The organism is Micromonospora globbae (genome assembly GCF_003610785.1).
GTDB classification, from domain to species: domain Bacteria; phylum Actinomycetota; class Actinomycetes; order Mycobacteriales; family Micromonosporaceae; genus Micromonospora; species Micromonospora globbae.
In genome coordinates this window covers 157,874-182,193 of record NZ_RAQQ01000006.1, presented here as the reverse complement: position 1 = coordinate 182,193, position 24,320 = coordinate 157,874, and the positions used below count along the sequence as shown (strand labels likewise).

Genomic DNA, 24,320 nt, shown 5'->3' with positions numbered 1-24,320 from the left:
CCCTCTGCGAGGCGCCCGGCGGTCGGTTGCAAAGGAGTCGGTGCCGGTGGCAACCATGCCCCCTCATCGTCACGCACCGGGACGTTCCGCTCGTCCGGGTGGCCTGCGCCGGGCCGCCCGTCGCCTGCTCACCCTGGCCGCCGTCGCGGCCGTCGGCGCCGGTCTGCTCGCCGCGCCGGCACACGCCGCCCCGTCGGTCGAGGAGATCGAGAAGCAGATCGACAAGCAGTGGGAGCAGCTCGAACCCACGATCGAGCAGTACAACAAGGTGCGGGCGCAACTGAAGGTCAACCAGAAGAAGTCGGACAACCTCCAGAAGAAGATCGAGCCGTTGGCTCTGCAGAGCGAGCTGGCGATGACCCGGGTGGGCGACCTCGCCTCCCGCTACTACATCACCGGCCCCTCGCAGGAGATCGGTGCGCTGCTGGTCAGCGCCAAGCCCGACACCCTCACCGAGCAGCTCACCATTCTGGACCGGCTGGCCAAGCAGGAGCGCCGGCAGGTCGAGAGCATTCTGAAGGTCCGCGCCAAGTACGATGCGGAGAAGCAGAAGCTGGACGCCCTGATCGCCACCCAGACCAAGCAGAAGAACGACCTGGCCGCGAAGAAGAAGCACATCGACGCCGAGATCAAGCGGCTCCAGGCGTCGCTGCCGAAGACCGTGGTCAAGGTGTCCGGGTGCCCGACGGTCCGGGGTGTGGTCAGCAGTGCCGCGAACATCGCCATCAAGACGGCCTGCAAGCAGGTCGGCGACCCGTACGTCTGGGGCGCCACCGGCCCGGACGCGTTCGACTGCTCCGGCCTGACCCAGTACGCGTACAAGGCCGCCGGGATCAGCCTGACCCACTTCACGGGTGCACAGTGGAACGAGGGCAGGGCCATCCCGCGCTCCGAGGCGCGCCCCGGTGACCTCGTCTTCTTCTTCAGCGACCTGCACCATGTGGGCCTCTACCTCGGCAACGACCAGATGGTGCACGCGCCACGGGCCGGCAAACCGGTCCAGGTGGCGAGCATCAACAACATGCCGGTCGCCGGTTTCCGCCGACCCGGCTGACCCGCCGCCCACGACGAGGGCCCCCGGCCGACCGGCCGGGGGCCCTCGCGTTTCGTGCTACCGGGGGGCGCCCACCGGTGACGGGAGCACCAGCACGTCGTCGAGGTTGACGTACATGATGCGGTGGCCGAACTGGACCTGGACGTACCGCAGGTCACCCCGCACGACCGTCCAGTCGCCGGGGGACGAGCCGTCGAACGTGACGGCACGGTAGTACTCGCTCGGCAGGATGCCGCCGACGGCGTACCGCTGGCCGGCGGGGAACGTGTACTGCAACGGAGAGATCGTCTGGTACGGCACGCCGGACGGGTACGCGTCCTGCTCGGGGTACGCCCGGCCGTAGACGGGGATCGTCGCCTTACCCGGCTTCGGCGTCACCACGAACCCGGTGGCCCACTTCGCCGTCGGCGCCGAGGGCGGGTTGTGGAACCACGCCTTCTGCCCGAGGTACCAGATGGCCGTCCAGTCGCCGCGTACCTCGGCCACCGCGTACGTCTGCCCGGCGGAGGCGCGGGCGCCGTGGTCGGAGATGTACATCGTGTCCGGCGACCCGTCCGGGCGCTCGCCGAGGTCGTTCACCAGCGGCGCGTCGTGGCTCGGCGCGCTGTGCAGGATCACGGCGGAGGATCCGCGCAGCGGGCAGGGCTCGGCCGGCGGCGGCGGGTCCGGCACGCCCGGCGGCTGCTGGTTGCAGCCGTAGAAGGCTGGCCGGTTGGCGGCGAAGTCCGGGTCGATGGTGACGAGGCCGGTCCGCTTCGTGCCGGTGGTCCGGAACGGCGCCTTGAGCAGGTCGAAGTAGTGCGACCAGTCCCAGTACGGGCCCGGGTCCCAGTGCATGCCGGCCACCGTCGACGCCACCGTGCCGGGGACGTTGTCGTGCCCGATGATGTGCTGGCGGTCCAGCGGGATGTTGAACTTGTGCGCGAGGTACCGGACCAGCTTGGCCGAGGTGCGGTACATCGCCTCGGTGTACCAGGTGCCGTGCCCGGCGAAGCCCTCGTGCTCGATGCCGATGGACTTCGCGTTGACGTACCAGTTGCCGGCCTGCCAGCCGACGTCCTTGGCCTTGATGTGCTGGGCGACGTGGCCGTCGACCGAGCGCAGCGTGTAGTGCCAGCCGAGGTAGTCGGCCTGCTGCACGAGGCCGACGCTGGGGCCGTAGTAGCCCTCCGTGTCGTGGATGACGATGTACTCGATCTTCTGCTGGGCCGGCCGGTTGCCCAGGTCGTGGTTGCCGTAGTCACCGGCGCCCGGGCCGTACTGCTCGTACGGCGCCGGGATCCACTCGCACCCGAGGCCGACCGGGCACTCCAGCCCGTCGGGCCGCTCCGCGCGGCGCAGCCCGAGCCGGTGCAGGGCGTCCTCCCGCGGGCTCACCGCCCGCGCGGCCAGGGTCACCTGGTGGCCGTCGTCGGTCCGCCGGCTCGCGCCCTCACGGATCTGCGCGTACACCTCGTCGGCGAACGCGGCCGCGGTCTCCTCGGTGTCGGCGCCCGAGTAGCGGGCCACCGCCCCGTACCAGGCGCCCGGGTCGGTCCCGGCGCCGACGGGTCCGCCCAGCTCCCTCTGGTACGCGGCGAGCAGCGCCGCCCCGCCGCGGATGTTCGTGGCCGGGTCGGAGCGCAGGGCCTCGACGTCGGCGCCGGTGAGCGTGGCGGCGGCCTGGATGGTCCGCAGTGACGCGGCGTCCGGCCCGTCGGCCGCCGGGGCGGCGGCGGGCGTGGTGACCGTCATCGGGCGGGACGTGTCGCCGCGCGGGTCCTCGCCCTCGTCCACGTGGTGGCTGGCGGGCAGCGCCGCGACGTGGGCGGCGTCGGTGAGGTGCAGCGGGCCGTAGCCGCCGCTGGTGCTGGGCGCGCCGGCGTGGGTGTCCCACCTGGACTCCAGGTAGGACACGCCCAGCAGGACGCTCTCGGGTACGCCGTATTCGGCCGCCGCGGCGGCGTACTGCTGCTGCCGGTCGTCGACGGGAGCGGCCCCGGCGGGTGGCGCGGCGCCGGCCGGGCCGCCGGTGAGCGGTACGGCCGCGGCGGCGGCCACCACCGCGGCGGCGAGCAGCGCCCGCCGGCTTCTCGACATGGCTGATCGGTGCATCGAACCCCCCAGTGAAGGACGGGTGCAGGTGGGCCCACCTTCGCTCCGACGCTGCGTTCAGGTCAATACCTTTCCATCTATCGACGTTTGAAGAAGAAAATCTACGGCGTCGCACCGGGCGTGCGGTCGGCTGTGCCGCGTACGGAGTGTCACGGCCTGACGGGTTGCGAATCGATAACGCGCCTCTCTAGTCTGGTCAATCGTCGGCCGGCAGCAGGTCCGTCCACCCGGGCGGTAACGGTCCGACACCGCCGAGTCGCTCTCGGGAGCGAGCCGGGGACCCAGGTTTCCGGGGTGAATCCGCAGCGATGCGGTAGGGCGCCTCCCTTCCCGCCCGAACCCGTCAGCTAACCCGGTAGGCGGTCAGGGAAGAAGGAGTACGGAGCCCGGTGGCCCACCATGCCCCGCGGCCTCCGTCGAACCGGTCGGCGCGTGCCGACCGTGCGACGGGTGTGCCGCGTCCACGCTGGTCCCGCTTCACCACCGCCCTCGCCGCCCTCGTCGGCGTCGCCGTCGTCCTGACCGGCGGCGTCACCGCGGCGCACGCCGACCCGTCGGTCGCCGAGATCGAACGGCAGATCGACGAGGACTGGAACAAGCTCGAGCCGGTCATCGAGAAGCACAACGCCACCCGCCAGGAACTGGCCGCCAAGCGCAAGCAGGCCGACGCCCTGGCCAAGCGGATCAAGCCCCTCCAGGTCCAGGTCGACCAGGCCATGGACAAGGTCGGCGCCCTCGCGGCGCGGGCGTACAAGGGCGAGAACCTGTCCACGGTGAACGCCATGCTCGGCAGCCGGAGCCCCAGCGAGCTGATGGGCCAGCTGGAGCTGCTGGACCGGTTCGCCCAGACGCAGCAGAAGGACGTCCAGCAGGTCGCGCAGCTGCGCGACGAGCTGGTCCGGCAGAAGGAGCCGCTGGACACCCTGGTGGCCCAGCTGACCCGGACCGAGGCCCAGCTCGCGGCCAAGAAGAAGCAGATCAACGCCGAGATCGACCGGCTGCAGAAGCTGCGGATCAAGGTGTACGGCAACGGCGGCGGCGGACCGCTGCGACCCGCCCCGTGCCCGGCCACCTACCCGGGTGGCGCCGCCGGCGTGGCCGTGAAGTTCGCCTGCGCCCAGATCGGCAAGCCCTACGTCTGGGGCGCCGACGGCCCCGACTCGTACGACTGCTCCGGCCTCGTGCTCGCGGCCTGGGCCAAGGCCGGGGTCTCGCTGCCCCACAACGCCGCCCAGCAGCGCCGGGTCACCAAGACCGTGAGCCGCGGCGACCTGCGCCCCGGTGACCTCGTCTTCTACTACAGCGACCTGCACCACGTCGGCATGTACGTCGGTGGCGGCTGGGTGGTGCACGCCTCCCAGGCCGGAGTGCCGGTCAAGATGAAGAAGGTCGACGACGGCCCGATCCACAGCTTCGGCCGCCCCGGCTGACGCACGAAGGAGGGGTCCCTTCCCGGCGCATGCGCCGGCGGAGGGCCCCTCTCGTCAGGGGCGACCCGTGGTGCCTCGCCGCCGCCCCGGGGTCCGGCTCAGCGGGTCGGCCAGGTACGCCAGTTCTGCCAGGCGCGGCTCGGTGTGGGGCCACGCTGGCCCTGGTAGCGCGAGCCGTACACGGCCGATCCGTACGGGTGCTCGGCCGGCGACGAGAGCCGGAAGATGCAGAGCTGACCGATCTTCATGCCGGGCCAGAGCGTGATCGGCAGGTTGGCCACGTTCGACAGTTCCAGCGTCACGTGGCCGGAGAAGCCGGGGTCGATGAAGCCCGCGGTGGAGTGGGTGAGCAGGCCGAGCCGGCCCAGACTCGACTTCCCCTCCAGGCGGCCGGCGAGCTGGTCACCGAGCGAGATTACCTCGAGCGTCGAGGCGAGCACGAACTCGCCCGGGTGCAGCACGAACGGCTCCCCGTCGGGGACCTCGACCACGGAGGTCAGGTCGTCCTGCTGCCGGGCCGGGTCGATGTGCGTGTAGAGGTGGTTGTTGAAGACCCGGAAGAGCCGGTCGAGGCGTACGTCGATGCTCGACGGCTGCACCAGGGTGGGCTCGAACGGCTCCAGCCCGAGCGTGCCGGCCTTGATCTCGGAGACCAGGTCGCGGTCGGAGAGCAGCATCGCACCACCATAGCGAGGCGCGCCTCGCCGGCTCGATCCCGGTGCCGGTGACCAGCGCGTCGCGGTCGCTCCTCGTACATTTGTTCGATAGAATGCCGGCATGGCTTCCTGGTCCGAATTCGCCGCTGACGAGCCCCGGCTCGCCGACGGGATCCGCATTCTCCTGCAGCAGTACGGTCCGGGCTTCGGCTATCTGGCCACGGTCCGCGCCGACGGCGGGCCCCGGGTGCACCCGGTGTCTCCGGTGATCACCGATGAAGGGCTGTTCTGCTTCATCATCGACTCGCCCAAGCGGCGCGACCTGGAGCGCGACGGGCGCTACGCCCTGCACTCCTTCCCGCCGGAGGAGAGCGACGACGAGGCCTACGTGGCCGGCCAGGCCCTGCCGGTCACCGACCAGGGCCGGGTGGCCCGGCTCGCGGCCCGCGCCGGGGCCGCTCCGCACGTCGACTGGCGGCTGTTCGAGTTCACCGTCGACGTGGCCATGCTGGCGCGGCGCGACTCGGGCACCGCCGGCGGGCCGGGCGAGGGGCACGGCCGTCCGGCCGTGCAGGTCTGGCTCGACCCGCGGGCGCCGGGCCGTCGGGCCGGGCCGACGCCGGTACGGCAGACGCGCCCCGCCCGCCGCGAACCCCACCGCTCGGCCGCCTGACACGTCCTGGGGAGAGAAAGAAGCCGGTGCCGGCCCCCTCGCCATGGGGCCGGCACCGGCGGTACGCGGAAGGTCAGGCCGCGCGGTAGGCGTTCCACGCGGTCAGCATGCGGCTCGCCTGCCCAGGGGTGAACTGGTACATGCACGAGTCGTACGTGTAGTCCATGAAGTTGGTGATGGGGTCCAGGCCGGGCGCGCTGCACGTGTCCCGGCCGGTCGGGCACTGGTACGCCGGCGACGCCTCGGCCGGGGTGTCGCTGACGCTGTCACCGGAGCCGGAGCAGCCGCCCTGGAAGGTGTGGTAGAGGTTCAGCCAGTGGCCGACCTCGTGCGTGGCGGTGTCGCCCTGGTTGTAGTTCGTGGCGGTGCCGCCGGGCAGCGACTCGTTGAGCACGACCACGCCGTCCATGCTGTTCAGCCGCCGCTGCGGGAAGGTCGCCCAGCCGAGCAGGTCGTCGCTCAGCTCGCCGAGGTACATGTTGAGGACGTTCTTGCCGCCCTCACGCAGCGACGACTTCATCGACCGCTCCGCGGACGAGCCCTGCACGATCGGGTACCACGCGGGGTTGGTGACCCGGTTGATCTTCTGGAGCTGGAAGGCGAAGGCGGTCGATGCGCCGCCGGTCGCGCCGCTGTATGCCTGGTTCAGCACGCTGATCTGGTTGCTGATCATCGAGTCGGGGATGTTGCCGCCGGCCCGGGTGCTGTCCTCCTGGATCACGTGCACGACCACGGGGATGGTGACCGTGGCGAGCGGTGCCACCGTGGCGCTCTGCCGGCTCGCACGCTCCCGCAGCGCGGCCGCCAGGTCCGCCTCCCGCTCTTTGACCTGCTGCGCCGTCAGCTCGTTGGGTTCGTGGCGGGCGATGCCGCCCGCCTTGATCCGAGCGTCGGCGTGGACGTCGGCCGGCTCGACGCAGGTGCCCGCCGGGGCGGCGGAGAAGGCCGACGCGGCCGGAACGACACCCACCGCGGCGGTGCTGAGCAGCAGCGCGAGGGTCGTCGACGCGACACCGGCGGTACGCCGGGTCAGCAGGTGGGGACGAAGTCCCATGGGCCCACCTCTTTCTGGCGGCGCGACCGGGGGATGTGTCGCGCCGTGGCTGAGAACGTGTGGCAGACGTTACAACCGATCGACAGATTTGAGAACGCCCATAGGTTGCCGTGGCGGAAGTTTCCTGGGCGGGGTGGCGGCGGCCAGCGGGCCGGCACGCGGCCACAGCCGAGGGGGTACCTGGGTGCACGTGGCTGGTGACTCAGGTACAGTGGTCCCGCCTGCGGGTGTAGTTCAATGGCAGAACATCAGCTTCCCAAGCTGACAGTGCGGGTTCGATTCCCGTCACCCGCTCCAACGTGAGGCCCCAGTTCAGGACAGGTTTCCTGGCTGGGGCCTTGATCGTTGCTACCGCCTCTTGCGCTGGCCGCGCCCGATCCCGACCCTTCTTGATCCGCCGCCGGCCGTGTTGCGTGGGTCGGACAGGGTGACGCCGGTGCGGCTGGCCTTGGACCCGGTGCATTGCGGCGTCGGCCAGGGCGGCGGGCCGGTCGCGGCCGGTGGCGGGTGCGAGGCCAACGCCTGGGCAGCCGCTCCCACTCGACCATTCCGAAGCTGACAGCGGCTCGATCCCCGTCACCCGCTCAGTGGCGGGGGCCCAGCTCAAGACCGACGATCGATCATTCTTTCACCAGAAGAGGTCACTCGACGAAGGTGCCATTTGGCTCCATGATTTCGTCGCGCACCAGCGGCACGAACGCCGACCAGTCCCCGTCGTCCACGGCCACCGACATGCGGACGCGCCCTTCGCCATCGTCAAGGGCGTAGCTGACCACGCTGTACCGCTTGCCATCCTCGCCGACGACCTGGCGTACGTCCTTGTCGCCGAGCATCGCGCACCACTCGCCATAGCCGACGCGTCGCCATTCAGCGAGACGTGCGTCGGCAAGCCGCGCGGGCGCCTCCTTGTCCAGTCCCATGCGTTCAGCCTCTCACCCGGGACGGCAGCCGCCCTCAATCGCGTGCCCGATCCGAGATCCGCTGACGCCAGCATGCCGTTGACCCGCTGTCACGTACATCGCGGCCAGGGGGTCAGGTACCGGTTGGGTGGGGCAATGCCTATCTCGCCGCGCAGTCGGGGTAGCCGCTGGAATTCAGGCGTGTAAAGATCACGCCGTGCTCACCCCGTCAGCATCTCCCCCTGTCGCCGTGCTGCTGATCTTTGAGGTTTTCGGCATCGTCGCCATAGCTCTCGGCATCGGAATAATCGTCACGGGGCGTGTACCGCGGCCACGTTCCAGTTTCGCGCCGCTGCCGTTGCGCAAAGGCAGCTCGCTCGCACTGGTAGGTGTCACTATCGTCCTGGGAGCGTCAGCGCAGTTTCCGTCGATTCCGCATCCGATCGTGGTAACGCTGAACGCAGCGGGTTTTGTCACCATCGCGGCCGCTATGGCCTGCCTCATCTTCGTGCGGCGCTAGCAGCCGATTCGGCCAGATCGGCAACTTCCAGCCGACAGTGCGGGTTCGATTCCCGCCACCCGCTCCACGATCGCGCCGCGGGGCACCTCGGAGCGACCGAACCTGCCAGGATCGGCCGCATGTCTCCTGACCTTGACCACTCCTCCCGGCCCGCCGGCCAGACTCTGGCCAACGACTACGACAGCTTCGCCGAGGCGTACGCGGCCGAGACCGAGTCCAACCTCATCAACGGCTACTACACCCGGCCGGCGATGCTGGACCTGGCGGGAGACGTGGCCGGGCGGCGGATCCTCGACGTCGGCTGCGGAGCCGGCCCCCTGCTCGCGGCACTGCGCGATCGTGGCGCCATCGTGACCGGCATCGACCCGAGCGCCAAGATGCTGGACCTGGCCCGGCAGCGGCTCGGCGATGGCACTGCCCTGCATCAGGGCGGTCTGGGTGACGAGCCTCTGCCGTTCCCCGACGCCGCGTTCGACGACGTCGTCGTGTGCCTGGTCCTTCACTACCTCGAGGACTGGACGGCGCCGCTCGCCGAGCTGCGGCGCGTGCTCGTGCCCGGCGGCCGGCTCATCGTGGCCGTCAACCACCCCTTCGTCTACCACCTGATCAGGCCCGAAGGCGACTACTTCGCCACCGAACAGTGGTCCGAGGAGTACACGTTCGACGGCCAGCCCGCCGTGCTGACGTACTGGCACCGACCACTGCACGCGATCACCAACGAGTTCGTCGCGGCCGGCTTCCGGATCGCCGTCATGAGCGAACCACCTCCCGCACCCGGTGCCCGTGAGGCGTTCCCCGACCTCGTGACCTCCCCCTCGGGGTACATCCTGTGCTACCTGTTCCTGGTCCTCGAAGCTGTCTAGCGCCACGTCCGACGTCGGGAGCAGAAACCTCCGCGGGGTCACCTGCGGGGTCGGCTCGTGATGCCGTCCAGGATGGTGGTCAGGTTGTGGTGGAAGGTCTCCTCGGCGTCGAGGTGGGCGCCGTCGATGACGAGTCGGGCGACGGTGGGGTAGCGGCCGGTTTCGAGCATGCGGGTCAGGTAGGGCCCGTGGGTGGCCTGCCAGGCGGCCAGGTCGGTGCCGGTCGAACGGGCGGTGCGGCGCTCGGTGACCTCCCTGCGGAGGGCTCCGACGATGAACGCGTTGAGGGCGCCCAGGGCCCGCTGGAGGTCATCGACATCGCGTACGCCGGGGGCCTGGCTGAGCGCCGCCGCGGTCGCCTCGCCCACGGCGAGCGCGTGAGGTCCGAGGTGCGGCCGGGCGCCGAGCAGGTCGGCGAACCACTCGTGGGCAAGAGCGGCCTCGCGGGTCCGGTGGACGATGGCCAGTACCGTGGCGCGCCACTCGGGGTGCTGGCCGGCGGCCTCGGCGATCTGGGCGTACACGGCGTCGACCATCAGGTCGAGCAGTTCTGACCTGTTGGTCACGTAGTCGTAGAGCCGCATCGGACCGACACCGAGTTCTTTGGCGATCTTGCGTACCGAGAGCCCTTCGAGGCCGTGGGCGTCGGCGATCCGGATCGCCGTGGCGGCGATCTTCGTGCGGCTCAGCGGCACCGGCGCCGCCCGCGGCTGCGGCTCGGGCCGTTCCCAGACGGGCAGCGGTGCGCTACCGTACGGCGTATCCATGGAATACAGCGTACGGTAACGGGGGATGTTGATGCGAATCGCGATCGCCGGCGGCGGCGTCGGTGGGCTGACGCTGGCCCGGATCCTGCACCGGCACGGCATCGACGCGGTGGTGTACGAGCGGGAGGCGAGCCGAACCGCGCGATCGCAGGGTGGCTCGCTCGACCTGCACCCGGAGTCCGGGCAGAAGGCCCTGGCCGCGGCGGGTCTCGCCGGCCGGTTCCGGTCCGAGGCGCGGCCGGAGGGCGAGGAGCACCGCATCCTCGACCCGGCCGGACGTACCCTCGTGCACCACAGGCCCGACCCCGGCTCCTTCGCCGGACGCCCCGAGATCGACCGCGGCGCACTGCGTGATCTTCTGCTCGACTCGCTTCCCGCCGGCGCTGTCCGGTGGCGGCACCGGCTCGTGGCGGCGACGCCACGCCCCGACGGCGGCTTCGCGCTGACGTTCGACGGCGGCCGCGGCGCCGACTGTGACGTCCTCGTCGGCGCGGACGGCGCACGCTCGGTCGTCCGGTCGCTGCTGACCGACACGACGCTGTCCCCCGTGGCCACCCTGGTCGAGTTGAGCATCAGCGACGCCGACCGGCGCCACCCGGACCTCGCCGAGCTGGTTGGCCCCGGGAACCTCTGGTGCATCGGTGTGCGCCGCATCCTGGCGGCGCAACGCCTCGGCGACGGCAGCATCCGGGTCGGGATCTCCCTACCCCCGGACGGTCGCCCCCTGGACACCTACCGCAGCACACGGGCGCTGCTGGACGTGTTCGACGGCTGGGATCCCCGCCTCACCGCGCTCATCGAAGCCGGTGACGGCCCGCCGACCCCGCGCAGGATCGAGGCGATGCCCACCGGCACCCGCTGGGCCCACCAGCCGAGCATCACCCTCATCGGTGACGCCGCGCACCTCATGCCGCCGGTCGGCGAGGGCGCCAACCAGGCCATGCTCGACGCCGCCGAACTCGCGGCCGAACTCGCCGCCCACCCGGCCGACCCCGACACGGCGATCCGGACGTACGAGGAGGCGATGTTCACGAGGATCCACCCGATCGCCGAGATGTCCGCCCGAGTCCAGGCCATGATGCTGTCCGCCACGGCGGCCGACGACATCGTCCGCTTCTTCTCAGGGCGGCCCGCCGAGCCGGTGCCGGCAGACTGACGACGCCGGCCTCGCGCGGGCACCCCGCTCCCGCGACCTCGACGGGGATCAGTGCCCGCCCTCGCGGAACCGGAACACCCGGTCGGACCAGCCCGTGTCCGGTATCCCAGCGTCCAGCGCCTCACTGATCGCGCGTTCCTCGTAGTTGAAGTGCGACTCCATGATCGCCGCCAGTCCGTCGAGTTCACGGTCGATCGCCTCCAGCGCCGGACCGTGGGAGCCGGTGGCGCGGTCGGCGAGTTCGACCACCCGCGCCAGGATCGACGCGATCATCTCGTGGTCCTCGACGAGGTTGGCGACGGTCTTCGCGAGGTCGGGGCGTTCCCGCAACAGCTCGGCGAACATGCCCGTGTCCTCGCCCCGGTGATGCGACGCCAACGCGGCGCAGAACGCCAGGCAATGGGTCACCAGTACGCCGTCTTCCGGTCGGTGCTGGCCCAGACCGGTCCTGAGTTCGCCGATCTGGCGACGCAGTTCCTGATGTGCCTGCGCGAGCTGCAGGCTGAGCGCGACTGCACGGTCGCGGTCGTGGGAAGCCACTGATGGCGGCCCTTCGGTTCCGCACCTCCATGCCTGACGCAGCCCGCCACCGGCACGCGATGCTGCCACCATCCGATCACGGGGCAGGGCGGACGTGCAAACCCGTCCCGGAACGATCAAGGCTGGTACTGCCGCCGTCCGCCGTCCGCCACGTACTCGTCGAAGATCACACCGAGGACGCGCAGTGCGACCGCGGCCTGTTCGTCGGACTGGCCCACGGTCCGGGCGCAGGCGGCGAGCGTCTTCCAGAGTGCCCAGCCGCGCCCACGCGCCCACGTTCCCTCGTCGACGGCCAGTCGCTCCCGGAACGCCTGCCGGCCCTCGGTGGTCAACAACGTCCAGGCGATGGCCATGTCGCACGCCGGATCGCCGACACCGCATGTCCCGAAGTCGATGACGGCGGCCAGTTTCCCGTCGTCGATCAGGAGATTTCCCTGGGCCACGTCACCGTGGAACCAGGTCTGCGTGCCGTCCCAGGACGCGTCCAGCGCGTCCGTCCAGATCTCCCGGGCCAGGCCGACGTCGACGTGGCCATCCAGCACCGCGAGGGCGCGCTGGACGTCCCGGTGGTAGGTGCGCAGCGTGCCGCCCCGGTACCAGTTGTGCTGCCCGGGAAGGGGACCCCCGGCGGGATCGATGCGCTGTAGGGCCGACAGGAACTCGGCTAGGTCGATGGCGAACCGGACGGGGTCGGCGATGCGGTCCGCACTCGCGGGTTCGCCGTCGAGCCACGAGTAGACGGACCACGGGTACGGGTAGCCCTCACCGGGCTCCCCTTTCGCGAGCGGCACGGGGATGGGCAGCGGAAGCCGGGGGGCGAGTTCCGGCAGCCACCGGTGCTCCTTGTCGACGGCCAGGGCGTACTCGGCCGCGCTGGGCAGATGCACCGACATCCCGGGGCCGAGGTGGAAGGTCCAGTTGTCCCAGCCGCCGTCGGCCACCGGCGCGACCGGGAGGTGGGCCCACCGGGGGAACTGGTGGGCGACGAGTCGACGCACCAGCTCGGCGTCGACGGTGATGCGTTGGGGCACCGGACCGAGATGGGGCGTGTTGCTCACCGAGACGTCCTTGTCTGATGCGGCCGACACGTGACCGGGCTGGCAGTTGGCGTAATGATCGGCTCATCCCTGCCGTCCGGTCGAGCGATTTCGATGGCGGGGGTGATCGCGGGGTACGGCGCAGGTCGGCGCGCGGGGCGCCGGATCAGCCCTGGTCGGCGGTCAGCGGGCCATCGCGGCGGCGTGCCGGCGGGCGAGCTCGTACAGGCGCTCGGGGTCGCCGAGCGGGGCGATCCCCCCGGGACCCACGGAGACGTCTCTCGGGTCCAGCGTGGCGGTGGCCTGGAGCGAGGGCACGGTGCGGCCGGCCCGGTCCACCATCACGAGTGCGGTGGCGACGAAGCCTTCCAGCAGGGACCTGAGGATCGCGTGGCTCGACGACAGGTACTGCGCGACCAGCGCGTCCACGAAGGCGACGAACACGTCGAGGTCGATCTCGTAGTCGTCGGCGCGCATGGGGCCGATGCCGGTCGGCACGTCGACCAGTGGGGCGACGGCCTCGCTGGTACGGACGAACAACTCGGCCACCCGGTTGGAGGGGTTCCACAGGACGAGGTCATTGACCTGGAAGTACTGGCTCATGCCTCCATGATCATAGATCGGTTGTTCGCCGACCCGCCCCGGGCCCGTCGACGTCGCCGGCCTCGAGCCACCCGATCCCCGTGAAACAGGCGAATCGGCGGCGGGAGGGAAGGGCCCCGGCGACCATGGGCGGGTGGGGCGACCATCGGAGGCGGCACAGGCGGGCGGCATCCTGCGCGGTAACGAGGACACCCGGCAGGCCAACTTCCTGGAGCTGTTCTTCGACCTGGCGCTGGTCTTCGCCCTGATCGGGGTCGTCAGCCGGGTGGTGCCGGACCTCCTCTCCGAGAACGTGCGTCTGCGCTGGCTGTCGCTGCTGTACACGGTCGTCCTGGCCCTGCCGCTGCTCTGGCTGTGGACGACCACCGCACACATCACGAGCCGGTTCGACTTCCGCAACCGCTGGATCCAACTGCTGGTCCTGGCGAGCGCGTTCGGCCTGCTGATCATGACGACGTCGCTACCGTACGCGTTCGTCGCGCGCGGCGGCGCCTTCGCCGTTCCGTACGTGCTGCTGCACATCGGGCGCCCGCTGCTGCTCCGGACGATGCTGCGGGAGCACGGGGCGATCCGGGCGCTCTACACCCGCCGGGCGATCTGGTCCACCGCCTCGGCGGTCTTCTGGCTCTGGGGCGCGGCGGAGCGGGACGCGTACCGGGTGGCACTGTGGTCGGTCGCCATCACCGTCGACTTGGTCGTCGCGCGGTTCAGCTGGCCGGTACCCGGCATGCGCCGGGTGCCCACCAGCGCGTGGGCGATGGCCGACACGGCACATCTGCCCGGGCGGTACCAGCAGCTGTTGCTGATCGCGCTCGGCGAGACAGTGCTGTCGATCGGCCTCACCTACACCGCCCACCCCGCCACGATCGCCGCCACGACCGCCCTGGTGATCACGTTCCTGTCGTCCGTGCTGCTGTGGCGGATCTACTTCTACCGCGCCGGTCAGGTGCTGGCCCAGGCCGTCGGCATGTCGTCGAACCGGGCGACGCTCGGCCGGAACATCGGCTCCGCCCACGTACTCATGGTGCTCGGCATCGTCGCCATCGCGGCGGGGGCGGAGATCGTGCTGGCCCATCCGGGCGGGCGCACCCAGCCGGCCTGGCTCCTCGCGATCCTCGGCGGTCCGGCGATCTTCATGCTCGGCCGCATCCGGCTCGAACGGGCCGTCTTCAACCGGCTCGCGGTACGCCGGTTCGTGGCCATCGGCGCGCTGGTCCTGCTGGCGCCGCCGCTGGCCTTCGGGCCGCCGCTGCTCGCGGCCATCGTCGCCGCCGTCGTGCTGCTCGGCGTCGCCGTCGCGGACGCGCGACACGCCGCCGGCCGCCCACTGGAGGTCCCGTCCCCCTCCGCCTAGGCGGGTAGACACGGTGGGGTGGTCCTCGCCGATCCCGACGGCAACGAGTTCTGCGTCTGCCCGCGCGTCAGCGCGATCCGGGAGTCGTCGTCGGCCAGGCCTGACGACCCGGCGTGGGCGCGCGGGCTGCGACGGCGTACCGCCGTTGTCTAGGGTGGCTGCGCGCGGATTATCCGCCGCTGTCCCACCGATCCCCGAGGACGCGAGAGGCTGAGACATGACCGAGACCGTCGTTTCCCGGGACGGCACCGCCCTCGCCGTCGACACGAGCGGCCAGGGCGCGCCGGTCATCCTCGTGGGCGGCGCCTTCAACGACCGCTCGACCGTGGCGGCGCTCGGTGCCGAACTCGCGTCCGGGTTCACCGTGGTCACCTACGACCGGCGCCGGCGGGGAGCCAGCGATGACAGGGCCGACGACTATCTGGTCGCCAACGAGGTCGACGACCTGGCCGCGGTCATCCGGCACGTCGGCGGGCGGGCGTCGGTCTTCGGCCACTCGTCCGGTGCCGTGCTGGTGCTGGAGGGGGCCATGCGGGGCCTCCCGATCGATCGGGTAGCGGTCTACGAGCCGTCGTACTGCGCCGACGAGAGCCTGCCGAGGCCACCGGCCGACGTCTACGACCGGCTCCGGGCGCTCGTCGCGGCCGGTGACGACGACGGTGCGGTGGAGTTGTTCCTCGGCGAGGTGGTCGGTGTCCCGACCGAGGCGATCGCCGGGATGAGGGCCGGCGAGGGATGGTCGTTCCTGGTCGACAAGGCGCCGAGCCTGCCGTACGACGTGCTGGTCAGCACGCCCTGGCAGCTGCTGCCGCGCGACCGGATCGCCGGCGTCGCCGTTCCGGTGCTGGCCGTCTACGGCGACCGGACCGCGCCGGGCCTGGCGGCGGCGACGAGGGCGGTGGCCGAGACGGCACCGGACGCCGAACTGGTGGTGATGGCCGGCGAGGACCACGCGGTGCTGCAACGGCCGGCGGCGTTGGCGGGCATCCTGGCGAAGTTCCTCGGGTGAGCGCGGGAGCGACCCGGACCGCGCCCGAGCGACGGAGCGGCAGGTCGCCGGTTACCGGACCGGCGGCCGGCGGGTCCGCGTAGCGGCGGCCGGGGTGGCGGCGGGTCGGCACGATGACCGGATGCGCTCTGCACTCACCAGGCTGCTCGACACCCCCGTCCGGCAGGCCGTCGGCGGTCTGCTGCTGGCGGGTGTCGGCGGTCTGCTGCTCTGGCTGCCCATCCACACGCAGAACGCGCTCGATGACTGGACCGCCGAGCTTCGGGCCGGCGGCGAGCCGACGCGAGCGATCATCTACGACCGGGTGACGAAGCGGCACAACACCACGATGTACTTCCGGTACGAGATCGGCGGCCGGACGTACGAGCAGGAGGTCCCGTGCGTCGAGGTGTGCCGGTCGTACGGCGACGAGGTGCCGATCTGGGTGAACCCCGCCGACCCGCGCGACTTCGTGACGGATTTCGGGCAGCTTTCCGGCCATCGGGGTCGTGTGCAGGGCGTGCTGGGTGCGGGCGGGTTCGTGATGCTGCTGCTGGGGCTGCTCGTGACGCTGTCCCGCATCCCGTTCCGCCGCTGGCTTCCCCGACGCGCTCCGCGCCGTCGGACCGCGGTCCGGGCCCCGGGCGGTCCCCGCTTCACCGCCCGCTCGAAGCACAAGCAACGCGCGCGGCGGTGAACGCGTCGTCAGACCGACGGCTTCGGGGCGGTCAGGTCGAGGACGTGTCTGATCCCGGGACGGTGGAGCATGACCTCGCCGACCGGGACGAATCCGGTACGCCGGAGCACGGCGAGCGAGGCGGCGTTGTCCCGCGTGGCCGACGCGTACAGCCGGCGCAGCCCGTACGTGTCGAGGGCAAGCGCGCAGACGCGGCGTACCCCGTCGGTGGCCACACCGCGCCCGGTCGCCCGCTCGGCCACCCGGTAGCCCAGCTCGGCGCCGCCGTCCTGGACGTCCACGAGGTTGAACCGTCCCAGCACGGTCCCGTCGTCGTCCACGAGGACGTGGAAGTGGAGCAGGCCGGCGGCCTGGTCGGCGAGCAGTTCGGCGAGGCGGTCGGCGAACCCGGTGAAGTAGTCGTCGCCCCGGTCGGGCACGAACCGGGCGAAGTAGGCCCGGTTCTCCCGCTCGAAGTCGAGCAGGGCGGCGGCGTGGCGGGCGTCGAGCCGCTGGAGATCGGGCATCGCGCCACCGTAGCGGGGGTGCGTGCCCGGCTCACCCCAATAATTCGTGCTGGTCGGCAGCGTACGGGAGGGGGCCACGGCGGGGCAGGGCGGCGAGCGCCAGCCCGCAGAGGGCGCAGCCGGCGCCGACGACGAAGAAGAGCGAGAGGGCCGGCTGCCCGAGCCATTCCCAGAGCGGGTGCCACACCGGGTGCGGCTCCCCGAGGTGGTGCCGGAACAGCGACGGGGCGGCCAGCAGCACCGGCGCCCACCAGAGCAGCATGGTGGCCGCGTACAGGACGGTGACGGTGCCCGCGGCGGGGTGCGGTCGCTCGGTGCGGCGGCTCACCCAACCGAAGAGCAGCCAGCCGGCGGCGGCACCGAGCAGCCCACCGGCCACCGCCGCGAACGGCACGGCCGTCGGGGTCGCGCGGGACAGCCCCACCGTGACGTACGTGTCGTCGATCGACGGCCGGGGCGCCACGGTCAGCGTCAGCGCGGTGTCACCGCGGCGGGCCGTGACGATCTCCGTCACCGCGCCGGTCGGCGTGCAGCCGTCGACACGGCAGGTCACGTCGGGGCGTACGTGCGTCGGGTAGGTCCGCCAACCCGTCTCGTCGAGCCGGCGTCGGGCGAGCGCCAGCACCTCCTGCCGCTGGGTCGGCGCGCTCGTCACCGCGACCGTGACCGACGCCTGCTGGTACTCGCCGCCGTCCCCGAGCAGCAGGGAATCGAGGTTCCGGGCCCGCAACGGCTGGCTGTAGAAGGTGAACAGCGCGGCGGCGGGATCGATGCCGCCGACCTCGTGTCCCGGTAGGACCTCGGCGACGACCGCCCTGGCGGCCGCCCGGTCGGGCAGGGGCCGCGCGGTGTGCCAGGCGGCCCAGGTGGCGAGCGCCGCGGTGAAGAGACCGCAGATCACGGCCGCGAGGGTCGCCCAGGCCACGACGGTACGGCTGGCGGGGCGGCCCAGCCGGGCGCGGAGGCCGTGCCGGAGCAGGTTGACCGCCTCGCGGGTCGTCGGGCGGGTCCGGCCGGGCGTGGCCGTGTCGAGGAGCACCGCCACCACCTCGTCGGCGCGGGCCCGACGCCAGTCGCGGGGATAGCCGATCAGCAGCCGCCGGTAGCGGCGGGCGAGGGGGTCGCCGGTCGGCGGCATGGCCGTCCCTTCGGGTCAGGCGGTACGCGGGCGGAGGGCACGCAGCCGCGTCTCGGCGGCGGTGGCGAGCTGGCGCAGCCGGGCGGTCTCCGTCTCGAGCGCCTGCTGACCGCGCGGGGTGAGCCGGTAGTAGCGGCGGAGCCGCCCGTCGACGTGCTCGTCCCGGTCGTGGGCGACGTGGCCCTGTGCGACCAGGCGGTCCAGCGCGGTGTAGAGGGTGCCGGGCAGCAGGGCGACGCGGCCCGCGGAGAGCGCGTTGACCTCTCCGATGATGCCGTAGCCGTGCCGCGGCCCACCGGCGAGCGCGGTGAGGATGAGGAACGTCGGCTCGCGCATCGATGCCACGGCCGGACCATATATTGATGATCGATATATGGCAAGGCGTGTCGGACCGCGCGGCTAGGCTGCGATCATGCGTATCGGCATCGTGATCCTCCCCGACCAGCGCTGGGCGCAGTCGCAGCGACGGTGGCGGCAGGCGGAGGAGTGGGGCTTCGACCACGCGTGGACGTACGACCACCTGGGCTGGCGTGACCTGGTCGACGGTCCCTGGTTCGACTCGATGACCACGCTCACCGCCGCCGCGACGGTGACCTCGCGGATCCGGCTCGGCACGCTCGTCGCCTCACCCAACTTCCGGCACCCGGCCGCCTTCGCGCGGCAGATCACCGCGCTCGACGACGTCTCCGGCGGCCGTACGCTGCTCGGGGTCGGTGCCGGCGGGATCGGCTTCGACGCCGCGGTGCTCGGCGGGGAGACGCTGCCCCCGCGGCAGCGGGTGGACCGGTTCGCGGAGTTCGTCGAGCTGCTCGACCTGGTGCTGCGGGAGGACGGCACGACCTGGCGCGGCGAGTGGTTCACCGCCGTCGACGCCCGCAACAACCCGGGTTGCGTCCAGACGCCCCGCGTGCCGTTCGTGGTGGCCGCGAACGGGCCCCGCTCGTTGCGGCTCGTGGCCCGGTTCGGGCAGGGCTGGGTCACCACCGGCACCGGCGGCGACGACCTGGAGAGCTGGTGGTCCGGGGTCGCCGAGGTCACGGCCCGGCTCGACCGGACGCTCGCCGAGACCGGCCGGGATCCGGCCACCCTGGACCGCTACCTCTCGCTGGACGCGGCTCCGGTCTTCTCGCTGACCAGCGCCCAGTTCTTCGCCGACCAGGTGGGGCGCGCGGCCGACCTCGGGTTCACCGACGTGGTCACGCACTGGCCGCGGGCCAGCAGCTGGTACGCCGGTGACGAGGAGGTCCTGGCGGACGTGGCCACCCGGCTCCTGCCCGAGCTGCGCGGCTGAGCCGCCGGTCACGGCTGGGCCGCCGGTCACGGCGCGACCCTGCTCACGGCCCGGTCGTGCTCACGTGCCGATGATGCCGTCGTCGGTGGCGACGAGCCGGAAGCGCAGGCAGACCACGTCGGTGTCGTCGGTGACGGTGGTGCCCAGCCGCGCCCAGTAGGCCGCGTGGCCGGAGCGCCAGTCCTCGATCGACCGGTCCCCCTCACCCTCGGAGCGGGCGAAGTCCCAGCTCACGTCGGCGAACCGGACCACCTCCACGCCGGTGACCTCGACGACGCCGACCAGGTGGTCGTCGTCGTCCACGAGGACCAGCCGCTCGCCGACCCGCTCCAGATCCTCGCCCTCCTCGGCGTACTCGCTGAGCAGGCCGGCGGTCGCCGTCTTCGCCCCGGCGAGCACCAGGCCGTTGAGGGTGCGCCGCAGCTCACCGGGGGTGCCGAGGGCGAGGGTGCGCAGTCCGCCGATCCGTGGCCACATCCTGCCGAGGCTAGGCGAGAGCCCGGAACCCCGCCGCCGCTTTTCGTCCGCCCCCACGGTTGCGCCCGCCGGCGTTACGGTGGCCGCAGCGGTAGTCGGAGGGGACCTCGGGAGGCGATCATGGCGGACCGGCGTGCGGTGCTCATTCCTGGTCGGGGGTACGACACCCGGGCGCCGCTCTTCGCGTACGCCGGCGAGTCGCTGACCCGGGCGGGCTTCGAGCTGCACGAGATCGTCTGGCAGGTGCCGCCCGGGCTCGGCCACGACCGGAGCGGCGCGTGGGTGGTCGAGCAGGTGCTCCCCGCCCTGGCCGCGCCGACCGACCTGCTGGTCGGCAAGTCGCTGGGCAGCTTCGCGGCACCGCTCGCCGCCGACCGGCGGCTGCCGGCGATCTGGCTCACGCCGTTGCTGCACCTGCCCGAGGTGGTGACCGCGCTGGAACGGGCCACCGCGCCGTACCTGCTGGTGGGCGGCACCGCCGACCCCTCCTGGGACAGCGGGGTGGCCCGCCGGCTCACCCCGCACGTCGTGGAGATCCCGGAGGCCGACCACTCCCTCATGCTGCCGGGGCCGCTGGTCCGCTCGGCCGAGGCCCTGGGCCGCGTCTCCACCGCCGTCGAGGAGTTCGTTCAGATCATCTGAGCGGCGTAGCCGGCGGCGTCGAGCACCCGCCGGTCACCGGTGGCGTCGTGGGCGTCCAGGACGGCGTCGGCCAGCTTCACCACGTGCGCGTCGCCGTGCCGCGCCGCCCGGGCGAAGACCTCCGCCGGAGTCATGGCCGCGACGGCCGGCGCGGCGGCGGGCCTCGGCGGGGCGTACACCGAGGTCACGGCGGCCGTCGCGGACCAGGCCGCCGCGAGGCTCGGCGCCCACAGCGCCGGGTCGAGCACCGGGAGCGTACGCAGGACCGCGGTCGGGGCGGTGACGGCGTGCACCAGCATGACCGGCTCGGCGTGCCCGAACCGCAGGTAGCCCAGCGCTGCCTGGTGCGCGAGCGCGGTGAGTCCCGCCTCCGCCTGGGCGGGCGTACGTGCCGGGCGCAGCGCCGCGAGCGCCTCCGGCCACCCGTCGAGGGCGGGCAGGCGGCCCAGCCGTTCCCGGATGCCGCCCTCGCGGTCCGGGATCCGGGGCAGCCCGGCCAGCGCTGCCTCGACGTCGGGTCCGTCGTCCGCCTCGGGGTCGGTCGGGTTCCCGGCGACGGTCACCGCACCGCCGGTGGGGAGGACTCGGTCGGCGCCCGGCACCGGCTGCCAGCGGGCCGCCCAGTAGCCGAGGGCCTGGCCGAGTTCGACGCGCCGGGGGACGCTCCGGTCGTTCTCCAGCAGCGCCCGGACGGCGTGGCCGACCCGGATGACGCCGTGGGTGGCCCCGGCGGCGATGCCCGGCAGCAGCCGCGGCCACCAGGTGCCGAGCACCTCCCGCCAGGGCCGCTCGCGCAGTTCCCGGTCGAAGTACGCGAGCCAGTCACCGGCCCGCTTCGGGTCGCCGAGCGCGCCGCGCCAGTCGTCGATCGGGCGCAGGCCGCGCGGCAGCTCGTCGAGTCGGGTGACGTACGCGTCCAGCCACCGGTGGAGCCCCTGGTCGTGGCCGCGCCGGGCGAGCGCCTCCGCCGCCATCGGGCCGTGGTTGGACAGCCAGCCCCGGTACTCCGGGCCGGTGCGGTGCAGTCGCTCGTACGCCTCGTCGAGGATCCCGTCGCTCATGCGTCGATCCTCGAATCTGAAGCATGGTTGAAGTCAACCGTGCAGGTCGGTTCCCGACACGAGCCCGCGGATCCGCAGTTCGGCGGCGGTCTCGGGCGAGCAGTCCACGGCGACGGCAGCGGTGCCGACCGGTTCGGCGCCGCGGGCGGCGCAGATGTCGTAGAGCGCGCGGACCTGGGCGCCGGTCGCCACCCAGTCGTCCACCACGAGCACCCGGTCGCCGGGGCCGAGGTGCCGTTCCCGCACGGCCAGGTCGACCCGGCGACCGCGGAAGTCCGGCGGGCTCTGCGCCCAGGTCAGCGGGCCCGCCGGCAGCCGCCCGTCGCCCGGCTTGTGCGCCGGTACGAAGCCGACCCCGAGCGCGGTCGCGGCGAGCGGGCCGACCAGCAGACCGGTGACCGCGGGGGCGAGCACCACGGTGGGCCGGGCGGCGCGGTACGGGCCCACGAGGGCCGGACCGAGGGCCGCCAGCACGCCCGGGTCCCGCCACCAGCCGGACACGTCGCTCACGAGGTGGGTGGAACCGGGGCCGGGATCGATCCACCGGAACAGCGCGACGAGACGGTCCCTCAGCTCAGCGGGCATCCACCCATCCTGCGGCAGGCGCGCCGGTGAGCGGCGGGCAGGCCGGCGGCCGGCGGGCGGCGGGCGGCGGGCGGCGGGTGGCGAGCCTGCCCGGCGGGTGGCGCGGCACGCCGCGGGCCGGGGCCGCCCGGCCGATCATGGGTCGGATGATCGGCTACACGTATCACTGCAAATACGGGCATACCACCGTGATCACGTTGACTTCGGAAGTACCTCTCTCGTTACGGTCCGACCCGGCTTGATTCGGCACAGGAAAGGACCGGGCTGGTGGTTGGTAGGCACTCCCGTACCCGCAGGATCTCCTCGCCGGCCGCCATCGCGGCCACCGCGGCGGTCGGCGTGGCCGTCGCCGTCGGTGGCACCGTCGGCGCCGTGCGCCTGACCTCGGGCACGGACGACTCCCGGCCCGTCGCCATCGAGATCTCGCCGACGACGGTGGCCAGCAGCACCCCGCCCGCGTCGCCCACCCTGTCCCCGAGCGCCAGCGCCAGCCCCACGCCGAGCGCGACCGCCAGCCCCACGCCCAGCCGCTCCCCGCAGGCGGCCTCGCGGGCGAAGGCGCGTACGGCCAGCCCGAAGCCGTCGCCGAAGAAGACCACGAAGGCCCCCAGCGTCGTGGACAGCGGTTCGTGCGGTGCGTCCTTCTACTCCGAGGGGCAGATGACCGCCAACGGGGAGAACTTCAACCCCGACGCGCTGACCGCGGCGCACAAGACCCTGCCGTTCGACACGAAGGTCCGGGTCACCAACCCCGCGAACGGCAAGTCGGTCACCGTACGGATCAACGACCGCGGCCCGTTCATCGACGGGCGCTGCCTCGACCTCTCCCGGGCCGCCTTCGCGAGCATCGCGTCCCTCGACGTGGGCGCCATGACCGTGCGCTACGAGGTGCTCGGCTGAGCGGATGCTCCACGGCGATACGGCCGACAGCGCGACCCAGCCGGACAGAACCTCCTCGGACGACGGGCCAGGTTCATTCACCCGTTCACGTCCATCAGGCATGCTGTCCTTCGTACGCACGCATCCCTTCCAGTCGGGCCGAAGCCCGCTGAGCCCCGGATCCCGCGCCGGCCTCGGCGCGGCCGTCGTCCTGCTCGCGATCGTCTCGGCGGTCGAGCTGGCGGACGGCCGCGGCGCGCACTACATCGCGTTGATGGTGGCCGCGCCGTTCCTGGCCGCCGCGCTGGCGTCCTGGCGGATGGTGCTCGGCGTGGGCGTCGCGGCCACCGCCATCGGTGCCACCTTCGCCATCTGCGACTGGTCGATCTCGCTGGTCAACGGTGTGAACGTGGCCGGGATCGCGCTGGCGACCGGCATCGCGGCCGTGGTGGCCTCGGTGCGGCAGCGCCAGGCCGAGGAGATCGCCGAGCTGTCCAAGCTGGCAGCCGTGGCCCAGCAGGCGGTACTGCGGCAACTCGGCCCGCAGGTGGGCAGCCTGTCGGTCGCCGGCCGCTACATCTCCTCCACGGCGACCGCGGAGATCGGCGGCGACCTGTACGAGGCGATCGACACCCCGTACGGCGTCCGCATGATCATCGGCGATGTGCGGGGGAAGGGCCTGGAGGCGGTCCGCCTGGCGAGCATCGTGCTGGGGTCGTACCGGCACGTGGCGTACGAGCGGGCCGACCTGCGCGCCATCGTGACCGACCTGGACCGGGCCGTGGCCCGCAGCGTCGGTGACGAGGACTTCGTGACCGCCGCACTGGTCGAGGAGCGGGGCGGGACGCTCACCATCGTCAACTGTGGACACCCGCCGCCCCTGCTGCTGCGGCGGGGCGCGGTGATCCCGTTGGAGCCGCCCGCGCCCGCGCCCCCGCTCGGGTTCATGCCGGTCGTACGGCCGCGGGTCGAGCGGCTGGAGCCCGGCGACCGGCTGCTGCTGTTCACCGACGGGCTCGGCGAGGCGCGGCGCGACGGGGAGTTCTTCCCGACCGCCGACCGGGCGTGGCGGCTGCTCGGCCACGGCACCGTCGCCGACGGGCTGGCCTCGCTGGAGACCGCGCTGGTCGAGTGGGTGCACGGCCGGCTCGACGACGACATCGCCCTGGTGCTGATGGAGTACCCCGGTCCGCGTACCGCGGACACCGCAGCCGTCCCGAGCTGGGAGGTCGGCGCCGCCGAGAGCTGACGGAGGGCGTCGTCTCGGCAGGTGAACCGCAGGTGTGTAATCGCCGTCACTTCGGTGATCGGCTTGTCGCTGGCTACCCGTCGGTAATAGAGTCTGGAGTTACTGAT

Annotated in this window: 28 protein-coding genes, 1 tRNA gene and 1 riboswitch; of the genes, 15 read left to right on the top strand and 14 right to left on the bottom strand. The window is 72.3% G+C overall.

Features of this window, described 5'->3' with window-relative positions; translation table 11 throughout:
- The first annotated feature begins 40 nt into the window (after positions 1–40).
- On the top strand, positions 41–1,054 hold the full coding sequence (locus D7I43_RS10500) for a C40 family peptidase (RefSeq protein WP_240032894.1): 1,014 nt from the start codon (positions 41–43) through the stop codon (positions 1,052–1,054).
- Positions 1,055–1,111: 57 nt separating this feature from the next.
- On the opposite strand, the gene D7I43_RS10495 is transcribed toward D7I43_RS10500, so the two are convergent.
- The gene (locus D7I43_RS10495; RefSeq protein ID WP_240032893.1) at positions 1,112–3,133 is read right to left on the bottom strand and encodes an N-acetylmuramoyl-L-alanine amidase; all 2,022 of its coding nucleotides are present in this window, start codon (positions 3,131–3,133) and stop codon (positions 1,112–1,114) included.
- A 254-nt stretch (positions 3,134–3,387) separates the two neighbouring features.
- Positions 3,388–3,525: riboswitch (cyclic di-AMP (ydaO/yuaA leader) on the top strand.
- 75 nt (positions 3,526–3,600) lie between these two features.
- Here D7I43_RS10495 and D7I43_RS10490 point away from each other — a divergent pair.
- Positions 3,601–4,578, top strand: a complete 978-nt coding sequence (locus tag D7I43_RS10490; protein ID WP_240032892.1) for a C40 family peptidase — start codon at positions 3,601–3,603, stop codon at positions 4,576–4,578.
- 98 nt (positions 4,579–4,676) lie between these two features.
- Here D7I43_RS10490 and dcd read toward each other — a convergent pair whose 3' ends face one another.
- Positions 4,677–5,255, bottom strand: a complete 579-nt coding sequence (gene dcd, locus D7I43_RS10485) for a dCTP deaminase (protein ID WP_120328238.1) — start codon at positions 5,253–5,255, stop codon at positions 4,677–4,679.
- 100 nt (positions 5,256–5,355) lie between these two features.
- Here dcd and D7I43_RS10480 point away from each other — a divergent pair, with 100 nt between their 5' ends.
- Positions 5,356–5,907: a pyridoxamine 5'-phosphate oxidase family protein gene (locus D7I43_RS10480; protein WP_120328237.1), complete on the top strand. Its 552-nt coding sequence runs from the start codon at positions 5,356–5,358 to the stop codon at positions 5,905–5,907.
- A gap of 73 nt (positions 5,908–5,980) precedes the next feature.
- Here the strand turns inward: D7I43_RS10480 and D7I43_RS10475 are convergent, their stop codons facing one another.
- Positions 5,981–6,961, bottom strand: a complete 981-nt coding sequence (locus D7I43_RS10475; protein ID WP_120328236.1) for a zinc metalloprotease — start codon at positions 6,959–6,961, stop codon at positions 5,981–5,983.
- A 223-nt stretch (positions 6,962–7,184) separates the two neighbouring features.
- On the opposite strand from D7I43_RS10475, the gene D7I43_RS10470 reads away from it, so the two are divergent.
- Positions 7,185–7,258: transfer RNA gene (locus tag D7I43_RS10470), tRNA-Gly, on the top strand.
- Between the two features lie 344 nt (positions 7,259–7,602).
- Here D7I43_RS10470 and D7I43_RS10465 read toward each other — a convergent pair.
- Positions 7,603–7,881 (bottom strand): hypothetical protein, encoded by a 279-nt coding sequence (locus D7I43_RS10465; RefSeq protein ID WP_120328235.1) that lies wholly within the window; start codon positions 7,879–7,881, stop codon positions 7,603–7,605.
- A 229-nt stretch (positions 7,882–8,110) separates the two neighbouring features.
- Here D7I43_RS10465 and D7I43_RS32465 point away from each other — a divergent pair, with 229 nt between their 5' ends.
- Both D7I43_RS32465 and D7I43_RS10460 read left to right on the top strand, forming a co-directional pair.
- Entirely contained in the window at positions 8,111–8,380 is a 270-nt protein-coding gene (locus D7I43_RS32465) for a hypothetical protein (RefSeq protein ID WP_147427241.1), read from the top strand.
- Between the two features lie 119 nt (positions 8,381–8,499).
- Positions 8,500–9,243 carry a class I SAM-dependent methyltransferase gene (locus D7I43_RS10460; protein ID WP_120328234.1) on the top strand — a complete coding sequence of 248 codons (744 nt, stop codon included), beginning with the start codon at positions 8,500–8,502 and terminating at the stop codon, positions 9,241–9,243.
- A gap of 38 nt (positions 9,244–9,281) precedes the next feature.
- On the opposite strand, the gene D7I43_RS10455 is transcribed toward D7I43_RS10460, so the two are convergent.
- Positions 9,282–10,010 (bottom strand): TetR/AcrR family transcriptional regulator, encoded by a 729-nt coding sequence (locus tag D7I43_RS10455; RefSeq protein WP_240032891.1) that lies wholly within the window; start codon positions 10,008–10,010, stop codon positions 9,282–9,284.
- Positions 10,011–10,041: 31 nt separating this feature from the next.
- Here D7I43_RS10455 and D7I43_RS10450 point away from each other — a divergent pair, with 31 nt between their 5' ends.
- Positions 10,042–11,166: an FAD-dependent oxidoreductase gene (locus D7I43_RS10450; protein ID WP_120328233.1), complete on the top strand. Its 1,125-nt coding sequence runs from the start codon at positions 10,042–10,044 to the stop codon at positions 11,164–11,166.
- A 48-nt stretch (positions 11,167–11,214) separates the two neighbouring features.
- Here D7I43_RS10450 and D7I43_RS10445 read toward each other — a convergent pair whose 3' ends face one another.
- Positions 11,215–11,607, bottom strand: a complete 393-nt coding sequence (locus D7I43_RS10445; protein ID WP_240032911.1) for a hemerythrin domain-containing protein — start codon at positions 11,605–11,607, stop codon at positions 11,215–11,217.
- On the opposite strand from D7I43_RS10445, the gene D7I43_RS33565 reads away from it, so the two are divergent.
- Positions 11,566–11,709 (top strand): hypothetical protein, encoded by a 144-nt coding sequence (locus tag D7I43_RS33565; RefSeq protein WP_240032915.1) that lies wholly within the window; start codon positions 11,566–11,568, stop codon positions 11,707–11,709. The two genes, D7I43_RS10445 and D7I43_RS33565, sit on opposite strands and share 42 nt — an antisense overlap.
- Positions 11,710–11,822: 113 nt before the next feature.
- Here the strand turns inward: D7I43_RS33565 and D7I43_RS10440 are convergent, their stop codons facing one another.
- Positions 11,823–12,764: an aminoglycoside phosphotransferase family protein gene (locus D7I43_RS10440; protein WP_120328231.1), complete on the bottom strand. Its 942-nt coding sequence runs from the start codon at positions 12,762–12,764 to the stop codon at positions 11,823–11,825.
- A gap of 162 nt (positions 12,765–12,926) precedes the next feature.
- Positions 12,927–13,346: a DUF6086 family protein gene (locus D7I43_RS10435; RefSeq protein WP_120328230.1), complete on the bottom strand. Its 420-nt coding sequence runs from the start codon at positions 13,344–13,346 to the stop codon at positions 12,927–12,929.
- A 133-nt stretch (positions 13,347–13,479) separates the two neighbouring features.
- Between D7I43_RS10435 and D7I43_RS10430 the strand changes: the two genes are divergently transcribed.
- The 3 genes from D7I43_RS10430 (at position 13,480) to D7I43_RS10420 (ending at position 16,385) form a co-directional block, all read left to right on the top strand.
- Entirely contained in the window at positions 13,480–14,700 is a 1,221-nt protein-coding gene (locus tag D7I43_RS10430; RefSeq protein ID WP_158610092.1) for a low temperature requirement protein A, read from the top strand.
- A gap of 217 nt (positions 14,701–14,917) precedes the next feature.
- Positions 14,918–15,709 (top strand): alpha/beta fold hydrolase, encoded by a 792-nt coding sequence (locus tag D7I43_RS10425; RefSeq protein ID WP_120328228.1) that lies wholly within the window; start codon positions 14,918–14,920, stop codon positions 15,707–15,709.
- A 121-nt stretch (positions 15,710–15,830) separates the two neighbouring features.
- Entirely contained in the window at positions 15,831–16,385 is a 555-nt protein-coding gene (locus tag D7I43_RS10420) for a DUF3592 domain-containing protein (protein WP_120328227.1), read from the top strand.
- Positions 16,386–16,393: 8 nt separating this feature from the next.
- On the opposite strand, the gene D7I43_RS10415 is transcribed toward D7I43_RS10420, so the two are convergent.
- From D7I43_RS10415 to D7I43_RS10405, 3 genes are read right to left on the bottom strand one after another with little or no spacing between them, the layout of a single operon-like run.
- A complete protein-coding gene (locus tag D7I43_RS10415) occupies positions 16,394–16,891 on the bottom strand; it encodes a GNAT family N-acetyltransferase (RefSeq protein ID WP_120328226.1) in 498 nt (165 codons plus the stop codon).
- A gap of 31 nt (positions 16,892–16,922) precedes the next feature.
- Positions 16,923–18,029: a hypothetical protein gene (locus D7I43_RS10410; RefSeq protein WP_120328225.1), complete on the bottom strand. Its 1,107-nt coding sequence runs from the start codon at positions 18,027–18,029 to the stop codon at positions 16,923–16,925.
- Positions 18,030–18,044: 15 nt separating this feature from the next.
- Complete coding sequence (locus tag D7I43_RS10405; RefSeq protein WP_120328224.1) at positions 18,045–18,365, bottom strand: PadR family transcriptional regulator; 321 nt, start codon at positions 18,363–18,365, stop codon at positions 18,045–18,047.
- A gap of 76 nt (positions 18,366–18,441) precedes the next feature.
- Here D7I43_RS10405 and D7I43_RS10400 point away from each other — a divergent pair, with 76 nt between their 5' ends.
- Positions 18,442–19,320, top strand: coding sequence for an LLM class flavin-dependent oxidoreductase (locus tag D7I43_RS10400; RefSeq protein ID WP_120328223.1), 879 nt, complete (start codon positions 18,442–18,444; stop codon positions 19,318–19,320).
- Between the two features lie 60 nt (positions 19,321–19,380).
- Here D7I43_RS10400 and D7I43_RS10395 read toward each other — a convergent pair whose 3' ends face one another.
- Complete coding sequence (locus tag D7I43_RS10395) at positions 19,381–19,797, bottom strand: ASCH domain-containing protein (protein WP_120328222.1); 417 nt, start codon at positions 19,795–19,797, stop codon at positions 19,381–19,383.
- A 120-nt stretch (positions 19,798–19,917) separates the two neighbouring features.
- On the opposite strand from D7I43_RS10395, the gene D7I43_RS10390 reads away from it, so the two are divergent.
- Complete coding sequence (locus D7I43_RS10390; RefSeq protein WP_120328221.1) at positions 19,918–20,439, top strand: alpha/beta fold hydrolase; 522 nt, start codon at positions 19,918–19,920, stop codon at positions 20,437–20,439.
- Here D7I43_RS10390 and D7I43_RS10385 read toward each other — a convergent pair.
- Positions 20,427–21,500: a questin oxidase family protein gene (locus D7I43_RS10385; protein ID WP_120328220.1), complete on the bottom strand. Its 1,074-nt coding sequence runs from the start codon at positions 21,498–21,500 to the stop codon at positions 20,427–20,429. The two genes, D7I43_RS10390 and D7I43_RS10385, sit on opposite strands and share 13 nt — an antisense overlap.
- 33 nt (positions 21,501–21,533) lie before the next feature.
- A complete protein-coding gene (locus D7I43_RS10380; RefSeq protein WP_120328219.1) occupies positions 21,534–22,085 on the bottom strand; it encodes a phosphoribosyltransferase family protein in 552 nt (183 codons plus the stop codon).
- Positions 22,086–22,352: 267 nt separating this feature from the next.
- Between D7I43_RS10380 and D7I43_RS10375 the strand changes: the two genes are divergently transcribed.
- Both D7I43_RS10375 and D7I43_RS10370 read left to right on the top strand, forming a co-directional pair.
- Positions 22,353–22,985, top strand: a complete 633-nt coding sequence (locus D7I43_RS10375; RefSeq protein ID WP_120328218.1) for a septal ring lytic transglycosylase RlpA family protein — start codon at positions 22,353–22,355, stop codon at positions 22,983–22,985.
- Positions 22,986–23,085: 100 nt separating this feature from the next.
- Positions 23,086–24,213, top strand: a complete 1,128-nt coding sequence (locus tag D7I43_RS10370; protein ID WP_120328217.1) for a PP2C family protein-serine/threonine phosphatase — start codon at positions 23,086–23,088, stop codon at positions 24,211–24,213.
- Positions 24,214–24,320 lie beyond the last annotated feature (107 nt).

Bases quoted from the DNA above. Each gene is read 5' to 3' on its own strand.
- D7I43_RS33565 (WP_240032915.1), top strand. From the start codon at position 11,566: ATGGGTCACCAGTACGCCGTCTTCCGGTCGGTGCTGGCCCAGACCGGT.
- D7I43_RS10405 (WP_120328224.1), bottom strand. From the start codon at position 18,365: ATGCGCGAGCCGACGTTCCTCATCCTCACCGCGCTCGCCGGTGGGCCG.
- D7I43_RS10420 (WP_120328227.1), top strand. From the start codon at position 15,831: ATGCGCTCTGCACTCACCAGGCTGCTCGACACCCCCGTCCGGCAGGCC.
- D7I43_RS10435 (WP_120328230.1), bottom strand. From the start codon at position 13,346: ATGAGCCAGTACTTCCAGGTCAATGACCTCGTCCTGTGGAACCCCTCC.
- D7I43_RS10495 (WP_240032893.1), bottom strand. From the start codon at position 3,133: ATGTCGAGAAGCCGGCGGGCGCTGCTCGCCGCCGCGGTGGTGGCCGCC.
- D7I43_RS10390 (WP_120328221.1), top strand. From the start codon at position 19,918: ATGGCGGACCGGCGTGCGGTGCTCATTCCTGGTCGGGGGTACGACACC.
- D7I43_RS10370 (WP_120328217.1), top strand. From the start codon at position 23,086: ATGCTGTCCTTCGTACGCACGCATCCCTTCCAGTCGGGCCGAAGCCCG.
- D7I43_RS10415 (WP_120328226.1), bottom strand. From the start codon at position 16,891: ATGCCCGATCTCCAGCGGCTCGACGCCCGCCACGCCGCCGCCCTGCTC.
- D7I43_RS10475 (WP_120328236.1), bottom strand. From the start codon at position 6,961: ATGGGACTTCGTCCCCACCTGCTGACCCGGCGTACCGCCGGTGTCGCG.
- D7I43_RS10425 (WP_120328228.1), top strand. From the start codon at position 14,918: ATGACCGAGACCGTCGTTTCCCGGGACGGCACCGCCCTCGCCGTCGAC.
- dcd (WP_120328238.1), bottom strand. From the start codon at position 5,255: ATGCTGCTCTCCGACCGCGACCTGGTCTCCGAGATCAAGGCCGGCACG.
- D7I43_RS10385 (WP_120328220.1), bottom strand. From the start codon at position 21,500: ATGAGCGACGGGATCCTCGACGAGGCGTACGAGCGACTGCACCGCACC.
- D7I43_RS10395 (WP_120328222.1), bottom strand. From the start codon at position 19,797: ATGTGGCCACGGATCGGCGGACTGCGCACCCTCGCCCTCGGCACCCCC.
- D7I43_RS10455 (WP_240032891.1), bottom strand. From the start codon at position 10,010: ATGGATACGCCGTACGGTAGCGCACCGCTGCCCGTCTGGGAACGGCCC.
- D7I43_RS10380 (WP_120328219.1), bottom strand. From the start codon at position 22,085: ATGCCCGCTGAGCTGAGGGACCGTCTCGTCGCGCTGTTCCGGTGGATC.
- D7I43_RS10465 (WP_120328235.1), bottom strand. From the start codon at position 7,881: ATGGGACTGGACAAGGAGGCGCCCGCGCGGCTTGCCGACGCACGTCTC.
- D7I43_RS10410 (WP_120328225.1), bottom strand. From the start codon at position 18,029: ATGCCGCCGACCGGCGACCCCCTCGCCCGCCGCTACCGGCGGCTGCTG.
- D7I43_RS10480 (WP_120328237.1), top strand. From the start codon at position 5,356: ATGGCTTCCTGGTCCGAATTCGCCGCTGACGAGCCCCGGCTCGCCGAC.
- D7I43_RS10450 (WP_120328233.1), top strand. From the start codon at position 10,042: ATGCGAATCGCGATCGCCGGCGGCGGCGTCGGTGGGCTGACGCTGGCC.
- D7I43_RS10400 (WP_120328223.1), top strand. From the start codon at position 18,442: ATGCGTATCGGCATCGTGATCCTCCCCGACCAGCGCTGGGCGCAGTCG.
- D7I43_RS10460 (WP_120328234.1), top strand. From the start codon at position 8,500: ATGTCTCCTGACCTTGACCACTCCTCCCGGCCCGCCGGCCAGACTCTG.